This is a genomic window from Limnobacter sp. (assembly GCF_046297615.1).
GTDB lineage: Bacteria > Pseudomonadota > Gammaproteobacteria > Burkholderiales > Burkholderiaceae_B > Limnobacter.
The window spans coordinates 95,520-120,317 of the sequence record NZ_JBKBHM010000002.1; the positions used below are offsets into that span (position 1 = coordinate 95,520).

Here is a 24,798-nt window from a genome sequence, read left to right on the forward strand (position 1 = left end):
GGACCGCCCAATTCAGGAGAATCTGATCCATGTTTGATTTGAACGGCAAGGTTGCTCTGGTCTCCGGCGCAAGTCGGGGCATTGGGCGTGAAATAGCCATGACACTGGCCAAAGCTGGTGCTGTGGTCGTCGGCACCGCAACCTCGGAAAGCGGCGCAGCGTCGATCACCGAAGCCCTGCAAGGGCAGGGTTTCAAAGGGGTTGGCGCGGTCATGAATGTGACTGACCCAGCCCAAGTTGAAGCGCTGTTTGAACGCATTGCGGCGGAATTCGGGCCTTTGGCCATTTTGGTCAACAATGCGGGCATCACCCGTGACCAGTTGGCCATGCGAATGAAAGACGACGATTGGGATGCTGTCATTCAAACCAATTTGACGGCCAATTTTAGGTTGGCCAAGTTGGCCATGAAGCCCATGATGAAGCAGCGTCATGGGCGGATCATCAACATCACTTCGGTGGTTGGCACCTCGGGTAATCCGGGGCAAGCCAATTACGCGGCGGCCAAAGCTGGTGTCACGGGAATGACAAAAGCGTTGGCCCGTGAGCTTGGAAGCCGCAATATCACTGTAAACTGTGTCGCACCCGGGTTTATCCAGACAGACATGACTGATGCGCTGTCCGAGAATCAGGTGGAGCAGTTGAAACAACAAATTCCGTTGGGTCGGATGGGGCAGGTTGGAGACATCGCAGCAGCGGTGTTGTACTTGGCCAGTGACCAGGCGGGGTATGTCACAGGCACCACGTTGCACGTCAATGGCGGCATGTGGATGGGCTGATGGCCAGGCGGTGGAATAAGAAACGTCACATTGCTTGGTTACACTCTTTCGATTTTTATTTAAACCCACGGAGGCTCCGTAATGGAAAACATTGAACAGCGCGTTAAAAAGATTGTGGCCGAGCAGCTCGGCGTCAAAGAAGAGGAAATCAAGAACGAATCCTCTTTCGTCGATGATCTGGGCGCTGATTCCTTGGACACAGTGGAACTGGTAATGGCTCTGGAAGAAGAGTTTGAGACCGAGATCCCTGACGAAGAAGCCGAGAAAATCACGACCGTTCAACAGGCGATTGATTACGTCAAATCCAACTCCAAAGCCTGATTTCGGCTTTGTGGTGTCCAAACCCGGCCTGAACAGGTCGGGTTTGTTGCTATTGATACACGTAAAAACACGGGAGGGACTGTGAGCCGTAGACGTGTAGTAATTACGGGCTTGGGTATAGTCAGTCCGGTCGGTAACAGCGTGGATGAAGCCTGGAAGAACCTCGTAGAAGGTCGTTCTGGCATTTCAACCATTTCCAAATTCGATGTTGAGCCTTTGGGCGTCAAAATCGCGGGTGAAGTCCGCAATTTCGATGTGGCTCAATACATTCCGGGCAAGGAAGCCGGGCGGATGGATACCTTCATCCACTACGGGCTTGCCGCAGGCATTCAAGCGTTCAAGGACTCTGGCCTTGAAGTAACTGAGCTGAATGCAGAACGCATTGGCGTGAGCATTGGCTCGGGCATTGGTGGTCTTCCCATGATTGAAGACACCCATTCTGAATTGATCAACAAAGGCTATCGCCGCATTTCCCCTTTCTTTGTTCCCGGCAGCATCATCAACATGATCTCCGGTCACATGTCCATCATGCACGGGCTGAAAGGGCCCAACATTGCGATGGTGACGGCCTGTACCACAGGTACCCATTCGATTGGCGAAGCGGCCCGAATCATCAAGTACGGCGATGCCGACGTGATGGTTGCCGGTGGTGCTGAGTCGACCGTATCACCCTTGGGCATTGGTGGGTTTGCGGCCATGCGGGCGCTTTCCACACGCAATGACGACCCGGCGGCCGCCAGCCGCCCGTGGGACAAAGACCGTGACGGTTTTGTGCTGGGCGAGGGCGCAGGCGTGGTGGTGCTTGAAGAGTATGAGCATGCGAAAGCCCGGGGTGCGCGCATTTACGGTGAATTGGTTGGCTACGGCATGAGTGCAGACGCCAGCCACATGACGGCGCCCTGCGCTGACGGTGATGGCGCTGCGCGTTGCATGTCGGCTGCACTTCGCGATGCCGGCATGAATCCGCAGGACGTGCATTACCTGAATGCGCATGGCACCTCAACGCCGCTCGGCGACGTGGCTGAAACCATGGCCGTCAAGAGGGCTTTGGGTGACCATGCCTACAAGACCGTGGTCAATTCAACCAAGAGCATGACCGGTCACCTGTTGGGTGCTGCGGGCGGTATTGAGGCTGTGTTCACCAGCCTGGCCGTGTATCACCAAGTGTCGCCCCCCACCATCAACCTGCTGGAGGCTGGCGAAGGGTGTGATTTGGACTATTGCGCCAACACTGCGCGTGACATGACCATCAAGCTGGCTTTGTCCAACTCTTTTGGTTTCGGTGGTACCAACGGTACTTTGGCCGTGGCTCGCGTTTGATTGTTGTTGACTGTGACCATTGACACCCTGGACCCTCTACCCCCTGAGTTTCTGGAAATCCAGATGGATCAATGGTCTGCAGTCCGCCGGTTGGCGGGCTGGGCGTTGGCTCCCTTGGGCATTCAGGTTGGCTTGCGTTCCAGACACCTGCGCTTTGAGTGGGGCGGTGGTTTGAGTCCCAAGCTTTTTGTTGCCCCGTCTCACCGTGCGTCAGTGTGGAGCAGAATCCGCCTGAACGGGTTCTGGTTCGTCGCAGGCCACACTTTTGTCTCCACTTCCCTAGGTCTTCTCCACGTCCCGGCCTCCCGGGGCGTGAGTGGTCGCCTGCGTTTGTTGTCCCGCCAATTCGAACGCCATGAGTCAAACACCTCATGGGGTTTGCGTGTCTGGGAGGGCTTGCATGTCCTCCGATAAAGACGAAGACTTCCTGATTGTTCAACGGGTGCAGGCGGGTGATCAAAAGGCCTTCAACCTCTTGGTCTCCAAGTACCACAGACGGGTTGGGCGTTTGCTCAGCCGCATGGTTAAAAATCAGGAAGACATTGAAGAAGTCGTCCAGGAGACCTTCATTAAGGCTTACCGCGCGATTGGTAATTTCCGGGGTGACAGCGCTTTCTACACCTGGATTTACCGCATCGCCATCAACACGGCCAAAAACCTGCTCGTCAACCAGGGCAAGCGGCCAACCACCTTAAAAGAGGGGGTTGATGAGGATGGTGAAACTTTTGAAGACAATCTCGCTCTTAGCAACATAGACACGCCAGAATCGCTCTACCAAACGAAGCAGATCGGTGAGGCGGTCAATGCGGCCATGGAAGATTTGCCAGAGGACTTACGGACGGCAATTGTCATGCGCGAGATAGATGGTTTAAGTTATGACGAGATTGCTCAGGTTATGGGGTGCCCCATAGGCACTGTGCGGTCACGTATTTTCAGGGCGCGAGAGGCAATTGCCGAACGAATCAAGCCCCTGTTGGACCCCAAGGGGGGCAAGCGTTGGTGAAGGTTGGATTGAACATGAGCACTCAGGAAATGGTTTCCGCTTTGCTGGATGGCGAGCTGGACGATTCTCAGTTGGACGGGCTGTTGAGCCGATGGGATACTGAGTGCGACGAAGTGTGGCGTACCATGGCTTTAACCGCTGATCTGCTGCGATCCACTGAACTGGCCCAGTTCGATGACGCAGGTTTCATGAGCCGGTTTGAGGCGCGTTTGGCCCAAGAACCCGTGGTCATTGCCCCGGAGGCCCGCAACAGGCTGCGGTCCCGTTTTTTGACTGGTGTTCGCCGCAACTGGCTGAATGCCCGTGCAGTGGCCACTGTGGCAGCCGTCGGTTTTGTGTCGCTGGCTGTTCATCAGTTTGTGCCCACACTGGACAATCAATCCGTCGCGGCACACGGCCACGTGGCTGTCCAGCAGACGGTGTCAGACGATGAATTGGCCCTGTGGCAGGAATACTTCCTGGCGCACCAGCATTACGGTGCACGTGGTGGCTTGGCTGTGGTGTCTCCCATCGCTCGGGCTGAGGCTGAAAACCCACAATTTCAGGGCGGCCGGGCAAGCAGCGCCGCCCCCGACGAGTCGGCTGACTGGATGAATGTGTGGCAAGCCAACTCGACTGCATCGGCTGGCCCGCAGATTCGTCCGGCGGCTTTTGGGCAGTAAATCCATGATCATGTCTGCCTTGAGAGTGTCTCTGTCGGCCGGTGTGCTTGCGCTGGTCACGCTTGTGGCCCCTGCGCATGCTCAGCCCGATTTGTGGGTGGTTCTTCTCCAAAGTCAGGAGCAGGCGAAGGCCCTGAATTACTCGGGTTTGCTGCTCAACCAGTCCGGCGAGTTTTCTCAATCCAGCAAGTTGCACCATCAAGTGACCCAGACCGGTGAGTTTGAGGTGCTAGAACGGTTGGATGGTCAGCCTGCCCGCTGGATCCGTCAGAACGACGAGATTCAATGCGTATTGCCCGACCGAAAGTTGGTGCTGACCGAACGCCGGCAGAGCAGTGCGTCTTTGTTTCCACGGCTTACATCCCTGAAAGATTCAATTTCCGAGCTGGACAAGCTGTACACCATTTCCGAGTTGCCCTCTCGGCGCGTGGCAGGGCGTTCATCCCGAGTCATTCAACTTAAACCCCGGGATGACATGCGTTATGAGTACCGTTTTTATCTGGACCGTCAGAAAAGCCTGCTGATGCGCACTGAACTCTATTCGTCTCGCGGTGATCTGCTTGAGCATGTGGGCTTCACCGAGATTGACTTTGAGCCTGATGAAACGCTCAAGCCCGAGAAGTTTCCTGCTGGCCAAGGCTGGAGGACGGCCACGACTGAAGTGGTTCCCGTGAAGGATGCTGAACTGGCTTACTCCCTGCCTGACATTTTGGCGGGTTTCAAAAGGGCCAGCACCTTGTGCCGCATCAAGGGTTCGGACAAGCAGGTTCAACAGACCGTGTTCAGTGATGGCCTGTCGTCTTTGTCGGTGTTCGTGCAGCGGGCCCCCGACGGTCAGGCTGCACCCACTGCGCCGATGAGTCACGGTGCTGTGAATTCAAAATCCGAGGTTCAATCCCAGCACCGGGTGACGGTGATGGGTGAAGTGCCGGAAAAAACCATCAATTTATTCATGAAATCAGTGCGTTGGAAGTCCCAATAAGAATAAGGATCACATTCATGTTTCAGATTCGACGTGTTGTACTGGGCGCCTGTTTGATGCAGGCCGTTGCCCTGACTGGCTTGACCATGGCCATTCCTGAGCCCGTTCAGGCCGCAGCCCGTGACCTGCCCGATTTTGCCGATTTGGTGGAGCGTGTTGGCCCTGCTGTGGTGAACATTCGCACCACGCAGAAAATGGCCGAGAACCCCCGGGGAGCGGTACCCAACATCCCGGGCATGGACCCCAATGACCCGTTTTTCGAATTTTTCCGTCGTTTCATGCCCCCTGGTGCGCAGCAGGCCCCTCGTGGCGGCCGTCAAGAGCGTGAGGTGCCCAGCGGGGTAGGGTCGGGGTTTGTCATTGATGCCGAAGGCTATGTGCTGACCAACCACCATGTGGTCGATGGTGCGGAATCCATCATCGTGACCTTTCCAGACAAGCGGGAATTCAAAGCCAAAGTGATTGGGTCGGACCAGCGCACCGACGTGGCTTTGGTGAAGATTGAAGGCAAAGGCTTTCCAACCTTGCGCATTGGCGATGTCACCAAGACGAAAGTAGGTCAATGGGTGGTGGCGATCGGCTCGCCTTTTGGTCTGGAAAGTTCAGTGACCGCGGGCATTATCAGTGCCAAAGGGCGGGACACCGGGGAGTATTTGCCCTTCATTCAAACCGATGTGGCGGTGAACCCCGGTAACTCCGGCGGCCCCTTGTTGAACCTGGATGGCGATGTGATTGGTATCAACAGCCAGATCTACAGTCGAACCGGCGGCTTCATGGGCATTTCTTTCGCGATTCCCATCGATGAAGCGATGCGTGTGGCCAAGCAATTGCGTGAAACCGGGAAGGTGAGCCGTGGCCGCATTGGTGTGGGAATCGGTGAAGTGGACAAAGATGTTGCCAAGGCACTGGGCTTGGCCAATGCTCAAGGTGCCTTGGTAGGCTCGGTCACCAAGGACAGTCCGGCTGACAAAGCCGGCGTGATTGCAGGGGACATCATTACTCGATTCGATGGCAAGAAAGTGGACAAAGCCTCTGATTTGCCGAGAATTGTTGGGGACACGAAGCCTGGTTCCAAGGTGACCATCACTGTGTGGCGTAAAGGGTCTGAAAAGACCCTGCCCATCACTGTGGCCGAGTTTGAAACGGACACTGCCAAGGCTGCTGCAACACCCAAAAAGCCTGAGCCTGCCGAGGCTGACCGCTTGGGCTTGTCGGTCACTGACCCAACCGATGCAGAACGCAAAGCCTTGAACGCCACGGGCGGGGTTGTGGTGCGCGCTGTGCAAGGCGCAGCGGCTGCGGCAGGCATCAACTCGGGTGATTTGATCCTTCAGTTGGGGCGGCAGGACATTGCCTCGGCCAAACAATTCAATGAGGTAGTCAAAGGCCTGGCCAAAGGGCAACCCGTCCCGGTTCTGGTGCGCCGTGGTGACAACTCTTTCTTTGTGGTCGTGACCCCGTGAATGGCTGGGATCGAGTAAAATAAAGAGTTTTCGAGATTCTTTGGGGGCAGCAATGCCCCTTTCTTCATGATGCAGATGCAGCACATCCGGAATTTTTCCATCATTGCCCACATCGACCACGGCAAGTCGACGCTGGCCGACCGCTTGATTCAAAAATGTGGTGGCTTGAGCGACCGCGAAATGGACGAGCAGGTGCTTGATTCGATGGACATTGAGCGAGAGCGCGGCATCACCATCAAGGCACAGACTGCGGCTTTGACCTACAAGGCCAAGGACGGCAACACTTATTTGCTCAACCTGATCGACACCCCGGGGCACGTGGACTTTTCCTACGAAGTCAGCCGTTCTCTGTCGGCGTGTGAGGGGGCATTGCTGGTGGTGGATGCGTCCCAAGGCGTGGAGGCACAAACGGTGGCCAATTGCTACACCGCCATTGAGTTGGGTGTAGAGGTGTTGCCTGTGTTGAACAAGATGGATTTGCCTCAAGCGGACCCTGACACTGCCAAAACCGAGATTGAGGATGTGATCGGTATTGATGCCCTTGAGGCTGTGCCCATTTCCGCCAAAACCGGCATGGGCATTGAAGATGTGTTGGAGCTGGTGGTCAACAAGGTACCCCCGGCCCGTGGTTCACGCGAGGCGCCCCTGCAAGCCCTAATTATCGACAGCTGGTTTGACAACTACGTGGGCGTGGTCATGTTGGTCCGTGTGGTCAACGGTGTGCTGAACCGCAAAGACAAGATCAAACTGATGGCCACAGGCGACACCTACCTGGCCGAGGATTTGGGTGTGTTCACGCCCAAGTCGGTCGCCCGTGACAGCCTGTCTGCCGGCGAAGTGGGCTACATCAACGCAGGCATCAAGGAATTGGCCAGCGCCAAGGTGGGGGACACAGTCACATTGGCCCAGCACCCCGCAAAAGAGCCTTTGCCCGGCTTTAAGGAGGTGCAGTCTCAGGTGTTTGCAGGTTTGTTTCCCGTGGAAGCGAACCAGTATGAAGCGCTGCGGGAGGCGCTCGACAAGCTCAAACTGAACGACGCTGCCCTGAATTACGAACCTGAAGTGTCGCAGGCGCTGGGCTTTGGCTTCCGTTGCGGCTTTCTGGGCATGCTTCACATGGACATTGTTCAGGAACGCCTGGAACGTGAGTTCGACATGGACCTGATTACCACAGCCCCCACTGTGGTGTATGAGGTGGTGCAGCGAGACGGTACCATCGTTCGTGTGGACAACCCCTCAAAAATGCCAGACCTGAGCCGCCTTGATGAAATTCGCGAGCCTATCGTGACGGTGAATCTGTTGATGCCTCAAGAGTACGTTGGCTCGGTGATGACACTGTGCCAGCAGCGCCGTGGGGTTCAAACCAACATGGTGTACCACGGCCGGCAGGTTCGTCTGACCTTTGACATGCCCATGGCGGAGATCGTCCTGGACTTTTTTGACAAGCTGAAGTCCACTTCAAGGGGCTATGCCTCCATGGACTACGCGTTCAAGGAATACCGGGCTGCCGACATTGTGAAGGTGGACATGCTGATTAACGGTGAAAAAGTGGATGCATTGTCCATCATGGTTCACCGGGCCAACTCGCAGTTCCGTGGCCGGGCCGTGGCCGCGAAAATGCGTGAAATCATTTCCCGTCAGATGTTTGATGTGGCGATTCAAGCGGCCATCGGTGCCAACATCATCGCCCGTGAAACCGTAAAAGCCTTGCGCAAGAACGTGCTGGCCAAGTGTTATGGCGGCGATATTTCCCGCAAGAAGAAGCTGCTTGAGAAGCAGAAGGCGGGTAAAAAACGCATGAAGCAGGTGGGTAACGTTGAAATTCCTCAGGAAGCATTCCTGGCCATTCTTCAAGTGGAAGACAAGTAAACATGAATTTTTCCCTGATCCTGTTCACGCTGGTTCTGTTCACCGGGTTCTTCTATGTGTTGGACCTGATGGTGTTCAAGCCCCGTCGGCGGCTGGCGGCGCAGCAGGCTGTTCAGACAGCCTCGCGTGGCGTGAACATGACTGCTGATGTCGAAAAGCGCTTGGTCAGCGAACACATGCGCCAGCCCTTGTGGCTGGAGTACAGCGCGAGTTTTTTCCCCGTCATCCTGTTTGTATTCGTGTTGCGTTCATTCGTGGTCGAGCCGTTCAAGATTCCTTCCGGGTCCATGATTCCCACGCTGCTGATCGGTGACCTGATTCTGGTGAACAAATTCGCCTACGGCATTCGTTTGCCCATCATTGACAAGAAAGTGGTGCCCTTGGGCGACCCCAAGCGTGGTGATGTGGTGGTGTTCCGCTACCCGATGGACCCCTCTCTGGACTACATCAAGCGCGTGGTTGGTGTGGGCGGTGATGTGGTGGAGTACAAAAACAAGCGGCTTTTGATCAATGGCAAACCCTTGGCCGTACAGCCCATGGACAAGTATTACGACCCGGACACCTTCACTTATTCAATCCAGTACCGAGAAAAACTGGGCGAGGTGACTCACCGGGTGTTGAACGATGAAGATGTTCCACCTTACGTGATGGGCGCTCAGGACTTTCCCAACCGCGACCAATGCACATTCGATGTCACCGGGTTCCGCTGCGTAGTGCCCAAAGGGCAGTACTTCATGATGGGCGACAACCGGGACAATTCCAGTGACAGCCGGATTTGGGGTTTTGTGCAGGATCGCCAGATTGTGGGCAAGGCCTTCATGGTGTGGATGAACTTCAATGATTTGTCCCGCATTGGGCGTTTCCACTAACTTGGGCGCGTACCGTGGCTGAACCTCTGCTGAATGCAGCCCAACAGGCGCTGCAGGAGGCCCTGGGCCACCGGTTCGCCCGAACAGACCTCTTCCTTCAAGCGTTGACCCACCGAAGCTTTGGCGCCGTTCATTACGAACGGCTTGAATTTCTGGGGGACAGCATTCTGAACTGTGCAGTGTCGGACCTGTTGTACCGACGTCATGTGGATCTTGACGAAGGGCAGTTGTCCCGTGTCCGTTCGCATCTGGTTCGGCAGGACACGCTGGCCAGCCTCGGTCGCCGTTTGAATCTGCCTGAATGCATGCGCGTTGGGGCCGGTGAGAGGCGACAGGGTTTTGAGCTCAAAGACAGCATAGTGGCCGACTGCCTTGAGGCCCTGATTGGTGCCGTGGCGCTGGACAGCAGTTTTGACGCGGCCAGCGCGTGCGTATTGGCACTGATGACACCGGTACTGGATGCGACCCCGCTGAACACCTTGGGTAAAGATGCAAAAACCCGCTTGCAAGAGTTGCTTCAGGGCCGCAGACTGGAGTTGCCCGTCTACCGGGTGCTTGTTGAAGGGGGTACCCAAAGCTCGCCTCATTTCCAGGTGGAATGTGACGTTCAAGCCTTGGGTCTGAAGTCGGAGGGCTTAGGTACCTCACGAAAAACTGCGGAGCAGAGCGCAGCGCAAGCTGTTCTTAACGAATTGGAAGGAAAACAGGCAAGTTGAACTCAGAGACGACCAGCAAATGTGGCGCCATTGCCGTGGTGGGCCGCCCCAATGTGGGCAAATCAACGCTGATGAATGGCTTGATTGGTGAGCACTTGTCCATCACCTCGTCCAAACCGCAGACCACCCGTCACCGAGTGACCGGTGTAGTGACCGAGCCTGTGGACGGAACCCCCACCCAATTTGTGTTCGTAGACACGCCTGGTTTTCAGACCAAACATTCCAACGCACTGAATAAAACCATGAACCGCTCGGTGCTTACAGCCTTGGCGGATGTGAATGTGGTGCTGTGGGTTATTGAGCAAGGCAAGCTTGGGCCTGCGGATTTGAAGGTGCTGGAGCTGTGCCCAAAGTCGGTGCCGCTGATTGCGGTGGTCAACAAGGTTGACCTGCTCAAAGACAAAGGCGAGGTGTTGCCCTTTCTGCAAAAGATCAGTGGGTTGCGTGAGTTTGCCGCCATTGTTCCGGTGAGTGCACAAGCCGAAAAAAATCTGGACAGCCTGCGCAGTGCGATTGCCAAAGAGCTGCCGGAACAGCCGTTCTTCTTTGAAGAAGACATGCTGACAGACAGGCCCGAGAAGTTTTTGGCCGCCGAGCGTATTCGCGAGAAACTGTTTCGTTTGGTGGGCGACGAGTTGCCTTACACCTGCACGGTGGTGATTGACCAATTTGTCATCGAAGAAGGGCGTCGGGTTATTCATGCGTCTATTCTGGTGGACCGCGACAACCACAAAGCCATGATCATCGGCAAAGGTGGAGAAAAGCTCAAACGCATTGCGTCGGAAGCACGCGCCGACATGGAACGCCTGTTCGATGGGTCTGTACACCTTGAAACCTGGGTGAAGGTGCGCAGCGGTTGGGCCGACAACGCCGGTTTGCTTCAGAGCCTGGGTTATGAATAAGCGGTTTGACCCGGGGTGCGATCGTGGCTTTGCAGGGCGCTGACACGGCATTTGTCCTTCACAGTGTGCCTTACAAGGAAACCAGCCTGATTGTGGAGCTGTTTTGCCGTGAGCATGGCCGTTTGCCGGTGGTGGCCAAAGGTGCGAAAAGGCCACATTCCGCGTTGCGTTCGGTTCTGGTGAGTTTTCAGCCTTTGCAGGTGCGCTTTAGCGGGCGTGGTGAAGTCAAAACCCTGACCCATGCCGAATGGCTGGGTGGAATGTTGCCGCCTGTGGACAAAGCCTTGTTCTCCGCCTACTACCTCAATGAATTGTTGATGCGTGGCTTGAGCCGCGAGGACAGCCATGAAGGGCTGTTCGATGTGTATTCCAACACTTTGGCGAACCTTTGTCAGGGTGTGGATGTGACTGTGTGCGTGCGAACCTTTGAGATTGAATTGCTCAGGGAACTGGGGTTTGGTCTGGATTGGGAGAGCGATGCGCAGGGGCAACCGATCAGCGCTGAGTCAGACTATGTCTGGTTCAATGAGCGGGGTTGGACCCCCACAAACGGGTTAAGTGTGCACGAGCAGCAGGCCTTGGTCGTTGAACAGGCCGTGCCCGGGCAAGTCATCGTGAATGCAGGGCAGCATGGTGTGGGTAAAACCGAAGCCTTGGCCCTGAAACCTGTGACTCGGAAACTGTTGAACGCCCATGTGGCGCCAAACGGTTTGCTGGCCAGGAATTGGATGGAGCAGTTGTTGAAATCATGATTGAACTGGGTGTGAATATCGATCACGTGGCCACCATTCGCCAAGCAAGGCGTGGCCACGAACCTGACCCGTTGCAAGCCGCTCTGTTGGCCGAGCAGTATGGTGCAGACGCAATCACTGTGCATGTGCGTGAAGACCGCAGGCACATGCAGGATGTAGATGTGCGGGCCATTCGTCCCCAGTTGGCCACACGCATGAATTTTGAATGCGCGGTGGTGGAGGAAATGTTGAGGCTGGTTGAGGAAGTTCAGCCTCAGGATGTTTGTCTGGTGCCTGAACGCCGCGAAGAGGTCACCACCGAAGGTGGGCTGGATGTGATTGGTGGATTCCACCCCGTGGGGGCCGCAGTGGCCCGTTTGCAGAGCCAGGGTATGCGGGTGTCGCTGTTCATCGACCCAGACCTGGCGCAAATTGAAGCGGCTTTGAAGACTGGTGCCAAAGCCATTGAGTTGCACACCGGCCGGTATGCGCATGCCGTTGGCGGGCAGGTGCAACATGAACTGGACCGTTTGGTGAAAGCTGCCAACTTTGCGGCATCGGAAGGCTTGCGGGTGAATGCGGGGCATGGTTTGAACTTTCAGAATGTTCAGCCGGTCGCAGCCATTGAAACGATTTCCGAATTGAACATTGGGCACAGCATTGTGGCCAACGCGGTGTTCATGGGGTGGGAGAATGCCATCAAAACCATGAAGCGGTTGATGATCGAGGCCCGGGTGGCCAAAATCCGACCTCGCTGACTATGAGTACCTTGTACGGCTTGGGGTGTGATTTGCTGGACGCAGCGAGGGTGGATGCACTGTTGAACGACCATGGTGAGCGGTTTGTTCAACGCATTTTGACTGACGCTGAGCGCAGCGAATTTGAGCGGCGCGGCGGTGCACAAAGCCGTCGTGGTGTGTTGTACCTCGCGACGCGGTATGCAGCCAAGGAAGCCTTGGCCAAGGCGTGGGGCACGGGAATCGGGAAGGAGTTGTCGTTTCAGGATGTCAGTGTTCTGAACGACGAGGCAGGGCGCCCTGTGTGTGTGCCCGCTGATGCATTGAAGTTGAAATTGGCCCAAAGGGGCTGTGAGGTACTGGTGTCCCTGAGTGACGAGCAAACCATGGTGATGGCCACGGTGATGTTGGTGCCCCAATCGGACAGGCCTCGATTGAACCATGAACAACTCTCTACAAGAAAGGAAGAGCAATGAACCTGGGACCCTTGATCATCGGTTTGACTGGTCCGCAGTTGAGTGGACAAGACATTGAGCGTATTCAGAGCCCCTCTGTGGGCGGCTTGATTCTCTTCACGCGCAATTTTCAGTCCCGTGATCAGTTGATCGAGTTGGTTCAGTCCATTCGCCAGCACGGGGGTGTTGGCAAGCCCGTGTTCGTCGATCACGAAGGGGGGCGGGTGCAACGTTTCCGTGATGGATTCACAGCCATCCCATCCATGCGTGCCATTGGGCGGCGTGCGGAGGCCGATTTTGACGATGGCTTGAAGTTGGCGCGTGAAGCGGGCTTTGTGATGGCTTCAGAACTGCGGGCCTGCGGGATTGACATGAGTTTTGCGCCTGTACTTGACCTGGATTGGGGCAACAGCGAGATCATTGGTGACCGGTCATTCAGCTCGGACCCCCGCGTGGTGTCCCGACTGGCTTCGGCCCTGATGCATGGCATGGCGCTGGCAGGTATGCAGGGTTGCGGCAAGCATTTCCCCGGCCATGGGTGGGTCAAGCTGGACAGTCACCTTGCCTTGCCTCAAGACAACCGGGCGCTCAGCGACATTCTGTCGGCCGACGCCTTGCCTTACCTGTACAACAATGCATTGAACATGGCCAGCATCATGCCGGCGCATGTGGTGTATTCCGAGGTGGATCACAAGCCGGCCTGTTTTTCGCGCATCTGGATTCAGGATGTATTGCGCGTGAAGTTGGGTTATGACGGTGCTGTGATCAGCGATGACCTGGACATGGTGGGTGCCCACGGCGAGGGTGATATCCGCGCCCGCGCATCGGCGGCCCTGAAGGCCGGCTGTGATGCAGTGCTGGCGTGCAATAACTTTGACGACATCGCAGCACTTGTGAACGACCCTGTGCCCGAAACCCAGCAAAACGTGGCTTTGCGCACGCGCCGCTTGGGCCGCCTTTTGGGTGCACAACCCTCCATGAACTGGGCGGAATTGCGGTCCAGCTACAGCTACCAGTCCGCCTTGGAGCGCATTTCACAGGTGTGATGGGTCTTTTGCGGAGCCCCGTCAACTGGCCTGGGCCTCCAAAGAAAAAGCCCGCCGACGACACCTGTCGGGCGGGCTTTTTATTGGACAGCTAGCGCTGCTTGCTGTGACTTGCTTGGCTTACTTGACTTTTGCGCTGCTGATCAGTTTTTCCTGATAAGCCTGCCACTTTTCTTCCATCATGCGTTGTTCGAGTTGTGGGCGAACTTGCTCCAGTGCAGGAGGCTGGGTGTCGCGCACATCAGCCAACAGGATAACGTGATAACCGAATTGGCTCTTGACCGGTGCCTTGGTGTATTCACCTTTTTTCAGGGTCACCATGACTTGGCTGAACTCGGGCACAAAGCTGTTGGGGTTGGCCCAGTCCAAATCACCACCATTGGGTGCTGAACCTGGGTCTTTGGATTCGGCCTTGGCCAGGTCCGCAAACTTTGCACCTTTGTCGAGCTTGGCGATCAGTGCTTTGGCTGCGTCTTCACTGGGCACCAGAATATGGCTGGCGCGGTACTCGGAACCCCCCATCATTTGAGCGATCTTTTTGTACTGGTCTTTCACTTCAGCATCGCTGGGGCGGTTGCTGGCAAAGTAGTCTTCGCGCAGGGCATTGGCCAAAATGGCTTGGTTCATCATTTGAACCTGATATTTCACGTCATTTTTGCTGGCCAGGCCTTTTTTAACCGCCTCTTGCTTCAGAACTTCCTGCTTGATCAGTTCCTGACGAATCATGGAGCGCATCTCAGGCGTGGGTGCTTGGCCTCGTTTGCCTTGCTCGCGCACGATGAAGTCCAGCATTTCGCTGGGGATGGACTGGCCGTTGACCAAGGCTGCGTTTTGAGCAAACGCTGGGGCTGCAGTGGCAATCAATGTGGCCAGCACAGTGGCCTTCAGGGTGTGTTTCAACATAATCAAACCTTGTGTCTTCTCAGGAAATTGTCTTGGTGTTGTCGTCGATTCCAGCCATGTCAATGGCCAGCGCGTGAATTTCTCGATTCATCCAATCTGACACCGCATCATACACGAGCCGATGCCGGGCCAAAGTGGCCAGCCCGGTGAACCGGGGGCTTTTGACTTTGATGCGGAAATGTCGCCCGCCAGACTTTGCACCTTCATGGCCTGCATGCAGATGCGACTCATCGGTCACTTCAACCCAAGTGGCTTGCAGCCGTTCCATGACACGGGCTTTCAACTGCTCTGCGGAGATGCTCATTGGGCGTTGTCCCCCGGCGTTGCCATGTGTTTGGACATGTAAACCCCTTGCCCAACCACGAACAGGATGGTGGCCCCCAGAGACCCAAAGAGTTTGAAATCCACCCAGATGTCGGTTGAAAAATTGTAGGCCACCAACACATTGAGCACCGCCATCAACAGGAAGAAGGCCACCCAGGACCACAGCAGTTTGCCCCAGGCAGCGGGGGGCAGGTCAACCTGACCCTTCATCATCAACTCCACCGGGTTTTTCCGCAGGGCATAAGCCACCAGAAAACCCAGCGCCATAGCCACGTAAAGCACGGTGGGTTTGAGCTTGATGAAGGTCTCATTCTGAAACACCAGCGTGGCACCCCCAAAAACGACAATCAGGGCCAAGCCCACCCATTGCATGTTTTCCACCGGTTTGCCCATCAGGCGTTGCACCACAATTTGAACCACGGTGATAGCGATGGCCACGACTGTGGCCAGCAGGATGGGCACCTGCGAGGCCTGCAGTGTGACTGTGGACACGGCCCCCACTACGGGGGCGATGAGTGCCAGGGCTTGATCGGGTTGGTGGCCGGCCCATTTGAAACTGACGAAGAACAGAACAATGGGTAGAAAATCGAGCAATAATTTCACGGTGTATTTTGAATAGTGGACCAGTCAGGCTGACTGGTCGTTGGCGAAAGGTTCGAAAGCAAGGCTGACGGAGTTGATGCAGTAACGCAGCCCAGTCGGTGGCGGTCCGTCGTTGAAGACATGCCCAAGGTGGGCGTCACAGATGCGGCAAGTCACTTCCGTGCGAATCATGCCATAACTGCGGTCCACGTGTTCCTCGATATGGTTTGGGTTCAAAGGTGCGAAATAGCTGGGCCATCCGCAACCAGCGTCAAACTTGGTGTCGGAGGCGAACAAAGGGGTTCCACAGCAGATGCATCGGTAAATGCCGGGCTCGTGATGGTCCCAGTAGTGTCCGGTGAAGGCCCGTTCAGTGCCCTTTTTGCGGGTGACTTCGTAGCTCATCGGGGTAAGCTCTTCGCGCCATTGGGCATCGGTTTTGGTGACTTTGTCGGTCATGGTTTTTCCTTTGTTTAAGGCTGCTCAGGACGAACAGCTCAGCACCAGGCTGCGTGCCCATTCCGGCGGCGCATTCGTATATTCGTCCGGTTGCGTGTTGCCGTAAGGGTCTGACAGCGCAGCAAACAATTTGTTCAGTGGTTCAAGCTGGTCTTGCTGGGCAGCCTCAATCACTTCCTGCAACAGATGGTTGCGGGCAACCACCGCAGGGTTGATGTGGTCAAGTTGTTCACCTGTGGTGGTGCTGTCTGCACCGAAAGCCTGCTGTGCAGCCAGCCAACGCGATAGCCAGGCCTGGCCATTTTCAACATGGGCCTGGTTACCCAGGCTCAGCGCAAACGCGCCGTGCCGCTGCCAACTGGACCAGTTTTCAGCCATCGGCAAGCGGGGGTTCAGGGCACTGAGTGAGCGGAAGAACCGGGTCATGTCCAAGGTGTTTTCATGCAGCCAGTTCAAGGTGTATTCAATGAATTCGTCATGTTCGGGTTTGGCCGGGGTATTGGCCAAACTGTGCACCCACTCGATGGCCGCCGCAGGGTGGGATGAAAAATCGGGCCTTGGGCCGTCAGTGTTCCGCCACAGGCCGAGTTTGGCCGCAAACACTTGGCTGTGAACCCGATGGAATTCTTCGGCAAAGCGGTCAAGGCGGGCTTGGTACTCGGATTGTTCTGCGGGAACAATCTGCGCCAACGCGTGGGCCAGGGCATGCAGGTTCCAGTGGGCCACGGCAGGTTGATTGCGGTAGCTGTAACGGCCACGGTCATCAGAATGGTTACAGATGTGATTGATGTCAAAGTTGTCCAGAAACCCGTAGGGCCCATAATCAATGGTTAAACCCAGCAGGGACATGTTGTCCGTGTTCATCACCCCATGGCAAAAACCCACGGCCTGCCACAGGGCTACCATGCGGGCCGTGCGCAGTGCCACCGTTTCAAACCAGTCCAAGGCCACTTGAGTGATGTCGGCTTCAGGGTTGTCCGGGGCATTCAGTTCCGGGTGATGTTGTGCAATGTGCCAAACCAGCAATTCACGAAGGGCCGCATGCTGGTTGGAATAGGCAAAAAATTCAATGTGACCAAAGCGAAGGAAACTTTCACTGACCCGGCACACAATGGCCGCAGTCTCGGTGGTTTCGCGGAACACCGGGTCGTGGCTGGCGGTCAGGCTCAGTGCGCGGGTTGTGGGAATACCCAGGTGATGCATTGCGTGGCTGGCGAGGTATTCCCGGATGGATGAGCGCAACACGGCTCGGCCGTCCGCGTGGCGGGAGTAGGGGGTGGGCCCTGCGCCTTTGAGTTGCAGTTGGTGGTACGCACCCTGGCTGCGTACCTCGCCGATCAGGAGTGCGCGGCCGTCACCCAACTGCGGAACAAACACGCCAAACTGGTGGCCACAGTACACGCTGGCCAGTGCGTCATAGCCAGCAAGTGGGTGTGAACCACTGAGCACGCCCAAGGTGCCGGGGTTGCTCAAAAGGTCGTCAATACCCAGCTCATCGGCCAGTTTGCCGTTGGCGTGAAGCAAGCGTGCTGGCGTGCGCCATGGGGTGGCCGGGACGCGGGTCACGAAGGGCGCGCCCAAGCTTGCGTATTCATGAACCAAAACAGTGTGGTTAAGGCGAAACAAATTCCAGTCCTGCGATATAGTGTGCCAAACATGGAGTCTGCACGTGATGCATGGGCAGACCCGCCAGAGGTCATTGTAGACCCGGTGTGATGTCCACAGAGACCATCTTATTGCGAGGAGACCCACAAGATGCACGGTTTGATGATGAACATGCCCCTGCTGATTTCGTCCATTCTGGACCATGCGGAGCGGCATCACCCCACCATTGAGATTGTTTCACGCCGCACCGAGGGTGATATTCATCGAACGAACTGGGGGCAGGTGGCCAAGCGCTCCCGCCAGTTGGCCAGTCAGCTTCAGTCTGCGGGTGTGCAGGCCGGTGAGAATATCGCCACTCTGGCCTGGAACGGCTACCGCCACGTCGAAGTTTATTACGCGGTTTCGGGCATGGGCGCGGTGGTGCACACCCTGAACCCTCGCCTGTTTCCTGAGCAGTTGGTGTACATCATCAACCATGCCAAAGACACCACGCTGTTTTTCGATTCTACATTTGCCCCGTTGGTGAAGGCCATTGCGCCGGCCTGCCCAACGGTCAAGCGCTGGATCCAGATGTGTGATGAGCAAGCCATGCCTGCAGAGCCAGCCGTGGCTGGCTGCCTGAATTACGAACAGTTTCTGGCGGGCGGTTCAGCCGACTACGCATGGCCTGTGCTGGATGAGAACAGTGCCTGTGGCCTGTGTTACACCTCGGGCACGACAGGTAACCCCAAGGGCGCTTTGTATTCTCACCGCTCCACAGTGCTGCACGCGATGGCAGCCTGTACGCCTGACGCCTTGGGCATCAGCAGCCGGGACACCGTGCTGCCGGTCGTGCCGATGTTCCATGTGAACGCCTGGGGCTTGCCCTACATTGGCGCCATGGTGGGTGCAAAAATGGTGATGCCAGGCGGCGCGCTGGATGGTGCGTCCATCTACACCCTGATGGAAGAAGAGAAGGTGAACATTTCTGCAGGTGTGCCCACGGTGTGGCTGGGCCTGCTTAACTATGTGCAGCAAAACAAGCTGAAGTTCTCTACTTTCAACCGCACGGTGATTGGTGGGTCAGCTGCACCCCCCGCGATGATTCGAACCCTCAACGACTTGGGTGTTGAGGTGATTCATGCGTGGGGTATGACCGAGTTGTCCCCATTGGGTACGGTGTGCCGCTTGAAAGCCAAGCATGCCGATTTGCCCCGTGAGGCGCAGCAAAAGGTTCTCGAAAAGCAGGGTGTGGCTATCTACGGCGTGGACATCAAGATTGTCAATGACGAAGAGGAAGAACTGCCTTGGAATGGCGAGGCCTTCGGTGACTTGCTGGTGCGTGGGCACTGGGTGGTTTCCGGGTATTACGGTGGCGATGGTCAAAACGCCTTCAGCCGCGACAAGCAGGGGCGTTTGTGGTTCCGGACTGGCGATGTGTCCAAGATTGACGCCGACGGTTTCATGCAGATCACAGACCGCAGCAAGGATGTGATCAAGTCCGGAGGCGAGTGGATCAGCTCCATCGACCTGGAAAACGTGGCGATGTCCCACCCTGCTGTGCATGAGGCGGCTGTGATTTCCGCGCGCCACCCCAAATGGGATGAGCGCCCGTTGCTGGTGGTTGTGAAAAAGCCTGATGCACAGGTAAGCCGGGAGGATTTGCTGGCCTTCTACCAAGGCAAGGTGGCCAAGTGGAGTATTCCGGATGATGTGGCGTTTGTGGATGAATTGCCGCACACCGCCACCGGTAAAATTCAGAAGTTGAAACTGCGTGAGCAGTTCAAGGACCATGTGTTGCCTGCTTAATGCATTCAACACGCAGTTCACCCAATTCGGCCTCGGCTGCCTGATGCAGCCGGGGCGTTTGAATCCGATTAATTAGAAACCATGACGGATTAGTCTCGTGATCAAGCACATTGTTTTTTGGCAGTTGAAGGATGAAGCCGCTGGCAACAGCCGTGAAGTGAACAAGCAGTTGGTGAAAGAAAAGCTCATGACCTGTGCATCCATCGTGCCCGGTATTCTTGAGTTTGAAGTGGGTTTGGGCGGTGGCGATTTGGAATGCACCTATGACGTGGTGTTGTATTCCGTGTTTGCCGATAAAGCAGCGTTGGACGCTTATGCCGTGCATCCAACACACGAGGCCATCAAAGCATTCATTGGCGAAGTTCGCAGCGCCCGCCAGTGTATGGATTACGAAGTCTGAAGCGTCAACTCAAAACGTGCGGTGCTTTGCACCGTGCCATCCGCGGCGTAAGAACGTTCTTGCAGTTCGAGTTGACCGTCGCGTCTGAAACGAACCACCGTGCTTGACCGTGTGCCGTAGCTCGGCGACACAATCTTGATGCTGGACAGGCGCCGCTCCCATTCCAGCGGAATGCCGGTGGATGGTAAAGCGTCGTCATCGGCCAAGGTGGTGTCTTCAAGCACTGCGAACAGGTGATCGATCGTGGATGCGTTACCGCTGTGGCCCAGTGCGGCGTCCAGCGCCTGATTCAAGCGCAGCATTTTTGGCCACGTGCTGTTCAGCGACCCATTGGACAGCACCTGAATGCCCGCTTTCACAGGCTGTGGCGGGGTGTCATCTTGGTTGCTGCTCACCAAACCGTGTAGTGAATGCAGGTTCAAGGTGAGTAAGTTAAACCCCGAGAATTCCTTGTATCGCGATGCGGGTACGGGCTCATTGTTCAGAGCATCCCACACCAGTTTTCCTCGGGTGGGTGCGCTGTCTGGCTTGTTCAGCGAGGGGTTGCGCACATTGGTCAGCAAGGCCAGCAGGCCCCTTGAATTCACACCCATCCAGGTGCCGCCCGATTGTTCGTCCAAGCCCGCGTAAATTTGAAGGCCATGGCTGCCGGCCCAGCGTTGCAGGGGCAGGGTGGGGCGGTGGTGGAATTCATCTCGGTTGGCCACGCAAACCACCGGGTATTCTTCCTCGGGGCGAATGGCCCATGCGGCTATGCACATGCCTGAAACACCTCGACGTGGCGGGCGGGTCGACTTTCCGGTGCGGGCCAGTGCTGCAGGAAGACTTCCGCGGTCAGGTTGCTGAGTTCATCCAAAAAAGGCTTCACCTCGGTGCCATCGGGCAGGCTGTAGGTTTCCATCAAGGTCAGCATACCCGGTGTGTTGTCCAGCCTTTCGCAGAGTTGGCAGTCAGGGGCATTCGCAGAACTCAGGCGCAGGGCATCGAACAGGGCCTTGCTGGCGTTTTTTGCCATTTGGCTTTCTGCCCCATGCACCTTGAAGTACACGTACACCTGAATACCCACTGGTTTACCCCTTATTGGCCTTCGAACAGATTGCCCTTGGCCTGTACATCGTAATGCATGCCTAACACCGTCAGCGGTACCGACTCTTGCTCGCCTCGAACTTCAAACCGCGCCTCGCGGGCGGTGGCCTCATCCAAGGGCAATTCCACCAACAGTTCAGACTGGGCGCCTGCAAACACGGCTGTGACGACTTGCCCGACGGGTTCGTTGTCTTTGCCCACCAACCACACATCAGCACCCGCAGGCACGGCGCTTGGCGCCTGTGCGCGAAGGCTGCGGCGTTTCACCTTGCCCAGGTAATGGCTTCGGGCAACCACCTCTTGGCCTGGGTAGCACCCTTTGCTGAACGACACGCCACCCACCAAATCCCAGTTCACTGCTTGGGGTACAAACAGTTCCACGGTGGCCTGGCTGACGTAGGCCAAACCCAATTCATTCAAGGCTTGCTCAAAGGCGTCATCCGCGTAAGGCCCTTGTACAGCGGCATTTGCTGCCGATTTTCGGGCGCGAATCACTGGCACCGATCCAGTGCTTTGTGGCCGCAGGTGCATGACTACAGAGCCGTCTTCCGACCAAGTCGCACCCATCGGTTGAAGGCCCGATTCGGCTGCTGATTCTCGGCAAAACTCAAGGCTGAATTCCGTACTGGCGTCTCGAACCTTGCACTTGCTGCGCAACACAAACATGGACAACCGCTTGACCAAAGCGGGCAACACGTCGGCGCGGGTGAACAGCAGCACAGTCTCGCCCTGACGCACTGCGAAGAAGGTGCCTAACAGGCGGCCCTTGGCCGTGCATAACCCAGCCAAGCGAACTTGATTGGCCTGAAGATTCACAATGTCATTGGTCAGTTGGGCGTGCAGGAACTGGGCGGCGTCTGGGCCCTCCACTGCGATGGTGCCCCAACGGTGCAATAGACCGATTTGATCCATGTCTTGATCCTTCAAATAAACAGGGGTGCTGCGCCAAACCAAGGCCTTGATTCAGGGTTCGCGTCAAGGCAGGTCTGGTCAATCCCGTTATCATAGGTCCTTCCGGCAATCGGTGACACGGACAACAGGCCGCTGGCCTGAAATTTGACATGCATCACCGGCCCATTCATTTGCAGAGAGACCACACCGGTGGCCAAAAAACGTTCCAAAGTGCGCCAAAACAACCGTGCCATTCAAACCCTGTCCAGACGGATGCTGCGCTACGCCGCCCTGGCTGTGCTGTTCACGGGCTTGGCGGTCTGGGGCTGGTTGACATTGCCACTGGACCGCAGCCCCGGCGACTTGGATGTCCATGTCAGCACCGGCCAAGGCGCGCGCGCGATCGCCGAGGAGTTGCGGGCCCAGGGTTTGATGGTGAATCCAAACTTGTTCGTGCTGGTGGCCCGCTTCAGTGGCGTGGCCTCGCAACTGAAGGCCGGGCGCTATGAAATTCCGCCGGGGTTGTCCACGCTTGATTTGGCCAACCTGCTGAGCAAAGGCAGTGCCAAGTTAAGCAGCATTGCATTGGTTGAGGGGTTCAATGCCCGTGAGCTGTTGGCGAAACTGCGCGCCCATCCCGATTTGGTGGATGACTATGAAGGATTGGACGAGCGCGCCATTGCCCAGCGCTTGAACCTGGAGGGGGGCAGCCTGGAGGGCTGGATATACCCTGACACCTATCGGTTTTCACCGGGTTCAAAGCTGTCGTCCTTTTTGGCCAGAGCCACACGGTTGCAGCAGCAGGTTTTGACGCAGGCCTGGTCACAACGCGTGCAGGGGCTTCCGCTGAACAGCCCTTACGAAGCGCTTGTGTTGGCGTCCATTGTTGAAAAAGAAACCGGACGTGCGCAGGACAGGCCCAAAGTGGCCAGTGTTTTTGTCAACCGCTTAAGGCTGGGCATGATGCTTCAGACAGACCCAACAGTCATTTATGGTGTAGGTCCCGAGTTCGATGGCAACCTCACCCGCAAGCACTTGCAAACCGACACGCCCTACAACAGCTACACACGCACTGGTTTGCCGCCCACGCCGATAGCCAATCCAGGCAAGGCCGCCTTGTTTGCAACCGTTCGGCCCGAGGAAACCCGATACTTGTACTTCGTGGCGAAGGGCGATGGGTCCAGCCATTTCAGCAAAGATTTGAACGAACACAACAACGCAGTGCGTAAATACCAATTGGGGCGATGACGTGTTGAACAACCAGAACCGTGGGCGTTTGATCAGTTTTGAGGGGGTTGATGGGGCGGGCAAATCCAGCCACATGGCCCGGGTCAAGGCTCATCTGGAAAGCTTGGGCCTGACTTGTGTGCAAACCCGCGAACCGGGTGGCACCCCCGTGGGAGAGGCCATTCGTGCCCTCGTGCTTCATCACGACATGGACATCAACACTGAATTGTTGTTGATGTATGCGGCCCGTCGTCAACACGTGGCCGAACTGATCGAACCTGCTTTGAGCCGAGGTGCCTGGGTCATTACTGACCGTTTTGAGGACAGCAGTTTTGCCTATCAATCCAGCGCGGGCGGCGCAGTGTGGGAGCAATGCGTGGCGCTGAGCAAATGGGCCCTTCAGGGCTTTGAGCCTGACCTGACTTTCCTGTTTGACTTACCCGTTGAGGTATCCAAAGCGCGGGTTCAGGCCCGAGGTGCCGATTCAGACAAGTTTGAAGCCAAGCCAGACGCCTATTTCGAAGATGTGCGCGCCGGTTTCCTGAAGCGGGCGCAGTTGAACCCACGTCGTATCCGCGTGATCAACGCCCAAGAGCCGGAAGAGCGGGTAGGGGAGCGGGTGCTGGCCGAATTGGATCATTTCATGACCACCCATCAAGTTAAGGCCAAGGCATGAGTGCGCCATGGCTTGAAAGGGCGGGCAAGCAACTGGACACGCTGTTGGCCAGTACCACTGCGCCCGTGGTGCTGCATGGGCAACAGGCCTTTGGTTTGTTTGAACTGGCCCAAGAGCGCATTGCAGCCCTGCTGTGCGAGGCCCGAGTTGGACAGCAGGCCTGCGGCACTTGCCACGCCTGTGCCATGCGTTTGGCCCATCATCACCCCGATTGCCGGGTGTTGCTGCCCGACGCAGTGGCGCTGGGTATGGGGCTTGAACGGGACATCAAAAGCGGAACCAAACCCAGCCAGGAATTGCGGATTGATGACGTGCGCGAACTGCAGGGGTTTTTTTCTACCAGCTCAACGCGTGGCCAGGAGCGTTACCTCTTGGTCTACCCATTCGATGCACTGAACCTGAACACCGCCAACGCCTTGCTCAAAGTGCTTGAAGAACCGCCGCATGGCCTGCGTTTTGTACTGGTTGGGCAACGGATCGAAAACCTGTTGCCCACCATCCGTTCACGTTGCCAGTTGCTGGATGCGGCGTTGCCATCAGAGACAGAGCGTGTGAAATGGCTGGAGGGGCAGGGTGTCAGCCAAGCCGATGTGGCCCTAAGCCTGGCTGCGGGTGACCCTTTTTCAGCCTTGAAGCTTAGCCGCGACGAGCCCGACGCTCTGGCCTTGCGCAAGCAGTGGCTGGAGTGGTTGGCCCAACCACAATCCTTGGGCTCCCTGCCGGCAGGCCTGGACAAACTGCCCTTGTGGGTGGCGATGGAACTGGCCATGTTGTTGAATCACGATTGCGCTTCGGTCAACCAAGGCGGGAAGGCGATGCATTTCCCTTGGCTTGCCCCCAAGCTGTTGTGGGCCAAGCAAAGTAACTTGCTTCAACTGTCGCGTGTTTACACCGCGATTCAGGGCGAGTTCAGGCTTGCCCATCACCCCATCAACCCCCGATTGGCGCTGGAATTCATTGCCCAGCAATGGCACACTCTGGTCAAGTAAACCGCTTTGAGCGTAC

At 56.6% G+C, this 24,798-nt stretch carries 28 protein-coding genes; 20 read left to right on the top strand and 8 right to left on the bottom strand.

The window, feature by feature from the left end; genetic code table 11:
• The first annotated feature begins 29 nt into the window (after positions 1-29).
• From fabG to nagZ, 15 genes are all read left to right on the top strand, one after another.
• Positions 30-776: a 3-oxoacyl-ACP reductase FabG gene (fabG, locus tag ACK4FF_RS04375; protein WP_409705017.1), complete on the top strand. Its 747-nt coding sequence runs from the start codon at positions 30-32 to the stop codon at positions 774-776.
• An 81-nt stretch (positions 777-857) separates the two neighbouring features.
• Complete coding sequence (acpP, locus tag ACK4FF_RS04380) at positions 858-1,097, top strand: acyl carrier protein (protein ID WP_409705019.1); 240 nt, start codon at positions 858-860, stop codon at positions 1,095-1,097.
• 81 nt (positions 1,098-1,178) lie between these two features.
• Entirely contained in the window at positions 1,179-2,417 is a 1,239-nt protein-coding gene (gene fabF / locus ACK4FF_RS04385; RefSeq protein WP_409705021.1) for a beta-ketoacyl-ACP synthase II, read from the top strand.
• A 400-nt stretch (positions 2,418-2,817) separates the two neighbouring features.
• The gene (rpoE, locus tag ACK4FF_RS04390) at positions 2,818-3,420 is read left to right on the top strand and encodes an RNA polymerase sigma factor RpoE (RefSeq protein WP_409705023.1); all 603 of its coding nucleotides are present in this window, start codon (positions 2,818-2,820) and stop codon (positions 3,418-3,420) included.
• A 14-nt stretch (positions 3,421-3,434) separates the two neighbouring features.
• Positions 3,435-4,082: a sigma-E factor negative regulatory protein gene (locus ACK4FF_RS04395; RefSeq protein WP_409705025.1), complete on the top strand. Its 648-nt coding sequence runs from the start codon at positions 3,435-3,437 to the stop codon at positions 4,080-4,082.
• A 4-nt stretch (positions 4,083-4,086) separates the two neighbouring features.
• Positions 4,087-5,064, top strand: coding sequence for a MucB/RseB C-terminal domain-containing protein (locus tag ACK4FF_RS04400; RefSeq protein WP_409705027.1), 978 nt, complete (start codon positions 4,087-4,089; stop codon positions 5,062-5,064).
• A gap of 56 nt (positions 5,065-5,120) precedes the next feature.
• Positions 5,121-6,527 (top strand): DegQ family serine endoprotease, encoded by a 1,407-nt coding sequence (locus ACK4FF_RS04405; RefSeq protein ID WP_409706554.1) that lies wholly within the window; start codon positions 5,121-5,123, stop codon positions 6,525-6,527.
• Between the two features lie 75 nt (positions 6,528-6,602).
• A complete protein-coding gene (lepA, locus tag ACK4FF_RS04410) occupies positions 6,603-8,396 on the top strand; it encodes a translation elongation factor 4 (protein ID WP_409706557.1) in 1,794 nt (597 codons plus the stop codon).
• Positions 8,397-8,398: 2 nt separating this feature from the next.
• Positions 8,399-9,265 (top strand): signal peptidase I, encoded by an 867-nt coding sequence (gene lepB / locus ACK4FF_RS04415; protein ID WP_409705029.1) that lies wholly within the window; start codon positions 8,399-8,401, stop codon positions 9,263-9,265.
• A gap of 14 nt (positions 9,266-9,279) precedes the next feature.
• Positions 9,280-9,981, top strand: coding sequence for a ribonuclease III (rnc, locus tag ACK4FF_RS04420; RefSeq protein WP_409705031.1), 702 nt, complete (start codon positions 9,280-9,282; stop codon positions 9,979-9,981).
• Positions 9,978-10,883, top strand: a complete 906-nt coding sequence (era, locus tag ACK4FF_RS04425) for a GTPase Era (RefSeq protein ID WP_409705033.1) — start codon at positions 9,978-9,980, stop codon at positions 10,881-10,883. Before rnc ends, era begins: the two co-directional genes overlap by 4 nt.
• A gap of 23 nt (positions 10,884-10,906) precedes the next feature.
• A complete protein-coding gene (recO, locus tag ACK4FF_RS04430) occupies positions 10,907-11,635 on the top strand; it encodes a DNA repair protein RecO (protein WP_409705035.1) in 729 nt (242 codons plus the stop codon).
• Complete coding sequence (pdxJ, locus tag ACK4FF_RS04435; protein ID WP_409705037.1) at positions 11,632-12,372, top strand: pyridoxine 5'-phosphate synthase; 741 nt, start codon at positions 11,632-11,634, stop codon at positions 12,370-12,372. The genes recO and pdxJ overlap by 4 nt, the downstream gene beginning before the upstream one ends.
• 2 nt (positions 12,373-12,374) lie before the next feature.
• Positions 12,375-12,827: a holo-ACP synthase gene (gene acpS / locus ACK4FF_RS04440; protein ID WP_409705039.1), complete on the top strand. Its 453-nt coding sequence runs from the start codon at positions 12,375-12,377 to the stop codon at positions 12,825-12,827.
• On the top strand, positions 12,824-13,852 hold the full coding sequence (nagZ, locus tag ACK4FF_RS04445) for a beta-N-acetylhexosaminidase (protein WP_409705041.1): 1,029 nt from the start codon (positions 12,824-12,826) through the stop codon (positions 13,850-13,852). Before acpS ends, nagZ begins: the two co-directional genes overlap by 4 nt.
• Before the next feature lie 120 nt (positions 13,853-13,972).
• Here nagZ and ACK4FF_RS04450 read toward each other — a convergent pair whose 3' ends face one another.
• Genes ACK4FF_RS04450 through ACK4FF_RS04470 form a run of 5 tightly spaced genes read right to left on the bottom strand, consistent with a single transcriptional unit; the run spans position 13,973 to position 17,941 of the window.
• Positions 13,973-14,755, bottom strand: coding sequence for a peptidylprolyl isomerase (locus ACK4FF_RS04450; protein ID WP_409705043.1), 783 nt, complete (start codon positions 14,753-14,755; stop codon positions 13,973-13,975).
• A 19-nt stretch (positions 14,756-14,774) separates the two neighbouring features.
• Positions 14,775-15,059, bottom strand: a complete 285-nt coding sequence (locus ACK4FF_RS04455) for a BolA family protein (protein ID WP_409705045.1) — start codon at positions 15,057-15,059, stop codon at positions 14,775-14,777.
• Positions 15,056-15,682, bottom strand: coding sequence for a septation protein A (locus ACK4FF_RS04460; protein ID WP_409705047.1), 627 nt, complete (start codon positions 15,680-15,682; stop codon positions 15,056-15,058). The genes ACK4FF_RS04455 and ACK4FF_RS04460 overlap by 4 nt, the downstream gene beginning before the upstream one ends.
• A gap of 24 nt (positions 15,683-15,706) precedes the next feature.
• Entirely contained in the window at positions 15,707-16,120 is a 414-nt protein-coding gene (gene msrB / locus ACK4FF_RS04465; RefSeq protein ID WP_409705049.1) for a peptide-methionine (R)-S-oxide reductase MsrB, read from the bottom strand.
• Positions 16,121-16,144: 24 nt separating this feature from the next.
• The gene (locus ACK4FF_RS04470; protein ID WP_409705051.1) at positions 16,145-17,941 is read right to left on the bottom strand and encodes a protein adenylyltransferase SelO; all 1,797 of its coding nucleotides are present in this window, start codon (positions 17,939-17,941) and stop codon (positions 16,145-16,147) included.
• On the opposite strand from ACK4FF_RS04470, the gene ACK4FF_RS04475 reads away from it, so the two are divergent.
• Together ACK4FF_RS04475 and ACK4FF_RS04480 are read left to right on the top strand one after the other, a co-directional pair.
• Positions 17,876-19,513, top strand: coding sequence for a 3-(methylthio)propionyl-CoA ligase (locus ACK4FF_RS04475; protein WP_409705054.1), 1,638 nt, complete (start codon positions 17,876-17,878; stop codon positions 19,511-19,513). The two genes, ACK4FF_RS04470 and ACK4FF_RS04475, sit on opposite strands and share 66 nt — an antisense overlap.
• A 97-nt stretch (positions 19,514-19,610) precedes the next feature.
• On the top strand, positions 19,611-19,913 hold the full coding sequence (locus tag ACK4FF_RS04480; protein WP_409705057.1) for a Dabb family protein: 303 nt from the start codon (positions 19,611-19,613) through the stop codon (positions 19,911-19,913).
• Here the strand turns inward: ACK4FF_RS04480 and ACK4FF_RS04485 are convergent.
• From ACK4FF_RS04485 to ACK4FF_RS04495, 3 genes are read right to left on the bottom strand one after another with little or no spacing between them, the layout of a single operon-like run.
• Entirely contained in the window at positions 19,901-20,674 is a 774-nt protein-coding gene (locus ACK4FF_RS04485; RefSeq protein ID WP_409705060.1) for an NRDE family protein, read from the bottom strand. The genes ACK4FF_RS04480 and ACK4FF_RS04485 overlap by 13 nt on opposite strands.
• Positions 20,665-20,979, bottom strand: a complete 315-nt coding sequence (locus ACK4FF_RS04490; RefSeq protein WP_409705063.1) for a DUF4936 family protein — start codon at positions 20,977-20,979, stop codon at positions 20,665-20,667. The genes ACK4FF_RS04485 and ACK4FF_RS04490 overlap by 10 nt, the downstream gene beginning before the upstream one ends.
• 11 nt (positions 20,980-20,990) lie before the next feature.
• On the bottom strand, positions 20,991-21,911 hold the full coding sequence (locus ACK4FF_RS04495; RefSeq protein WP_409705066.1) for a YgfZ/GcvT domain-containing protein: 921 nt from the start codon (positions 21,909-21,911) through the stop codon (positions 20,991-20,993).
• 189 nt (positions 21,912-22,100) lie between these two features.
• On the opposite strand from ACK4FF_RS04495, the gene mltG reads away from it, so the two are divergent.
• From mltG to ACK4FF_RS04510, 3 genes are read left to right on the top strand one after another with little or no spacing between them, the layout of a single operon-like run.
• The gene (gene mltG / locus ACK4FF_RS04500; RefSeq protein WP_409705071.1) at positions 22,101-23,138 is read left to right on the top strand and encodes an endolytic transglycosylase MltG; all 1,038 of its coding nucleotides are present in this window, start codon (positions 22,101-22,103) and stop codon (positions 23,136-23,138) included.
• Position 23,139: 1 nt separating this feature from the next.
• Positions 23,140-23,793 (top strand): dTMP kinase, encoded by a 654-nt coding sequence (gene tmk / locus ACK4FF_RS04505; protein ID WP_409705074.1) that lies wholly within the window; start codon positions 23,140-23,142, stop codon positions 23,791-23,793.
• On the top strand, positions 23,790-24,782 hold the full coding sequence (locus tag ACK4FF_RS04510) for a hypothetical protein (RefSeq protein ID WP_409705077.1): 993 nt from the start codon (positions 23,790-23,792) through the stop codon (positions 24,780-24,782). Before tmk ends, ACK4FF_RS04510 begins: the two co-directional genes overlap by 4 nt.
• Positions 24,783-24,798 lie beyond the last annotated feature (16 nt).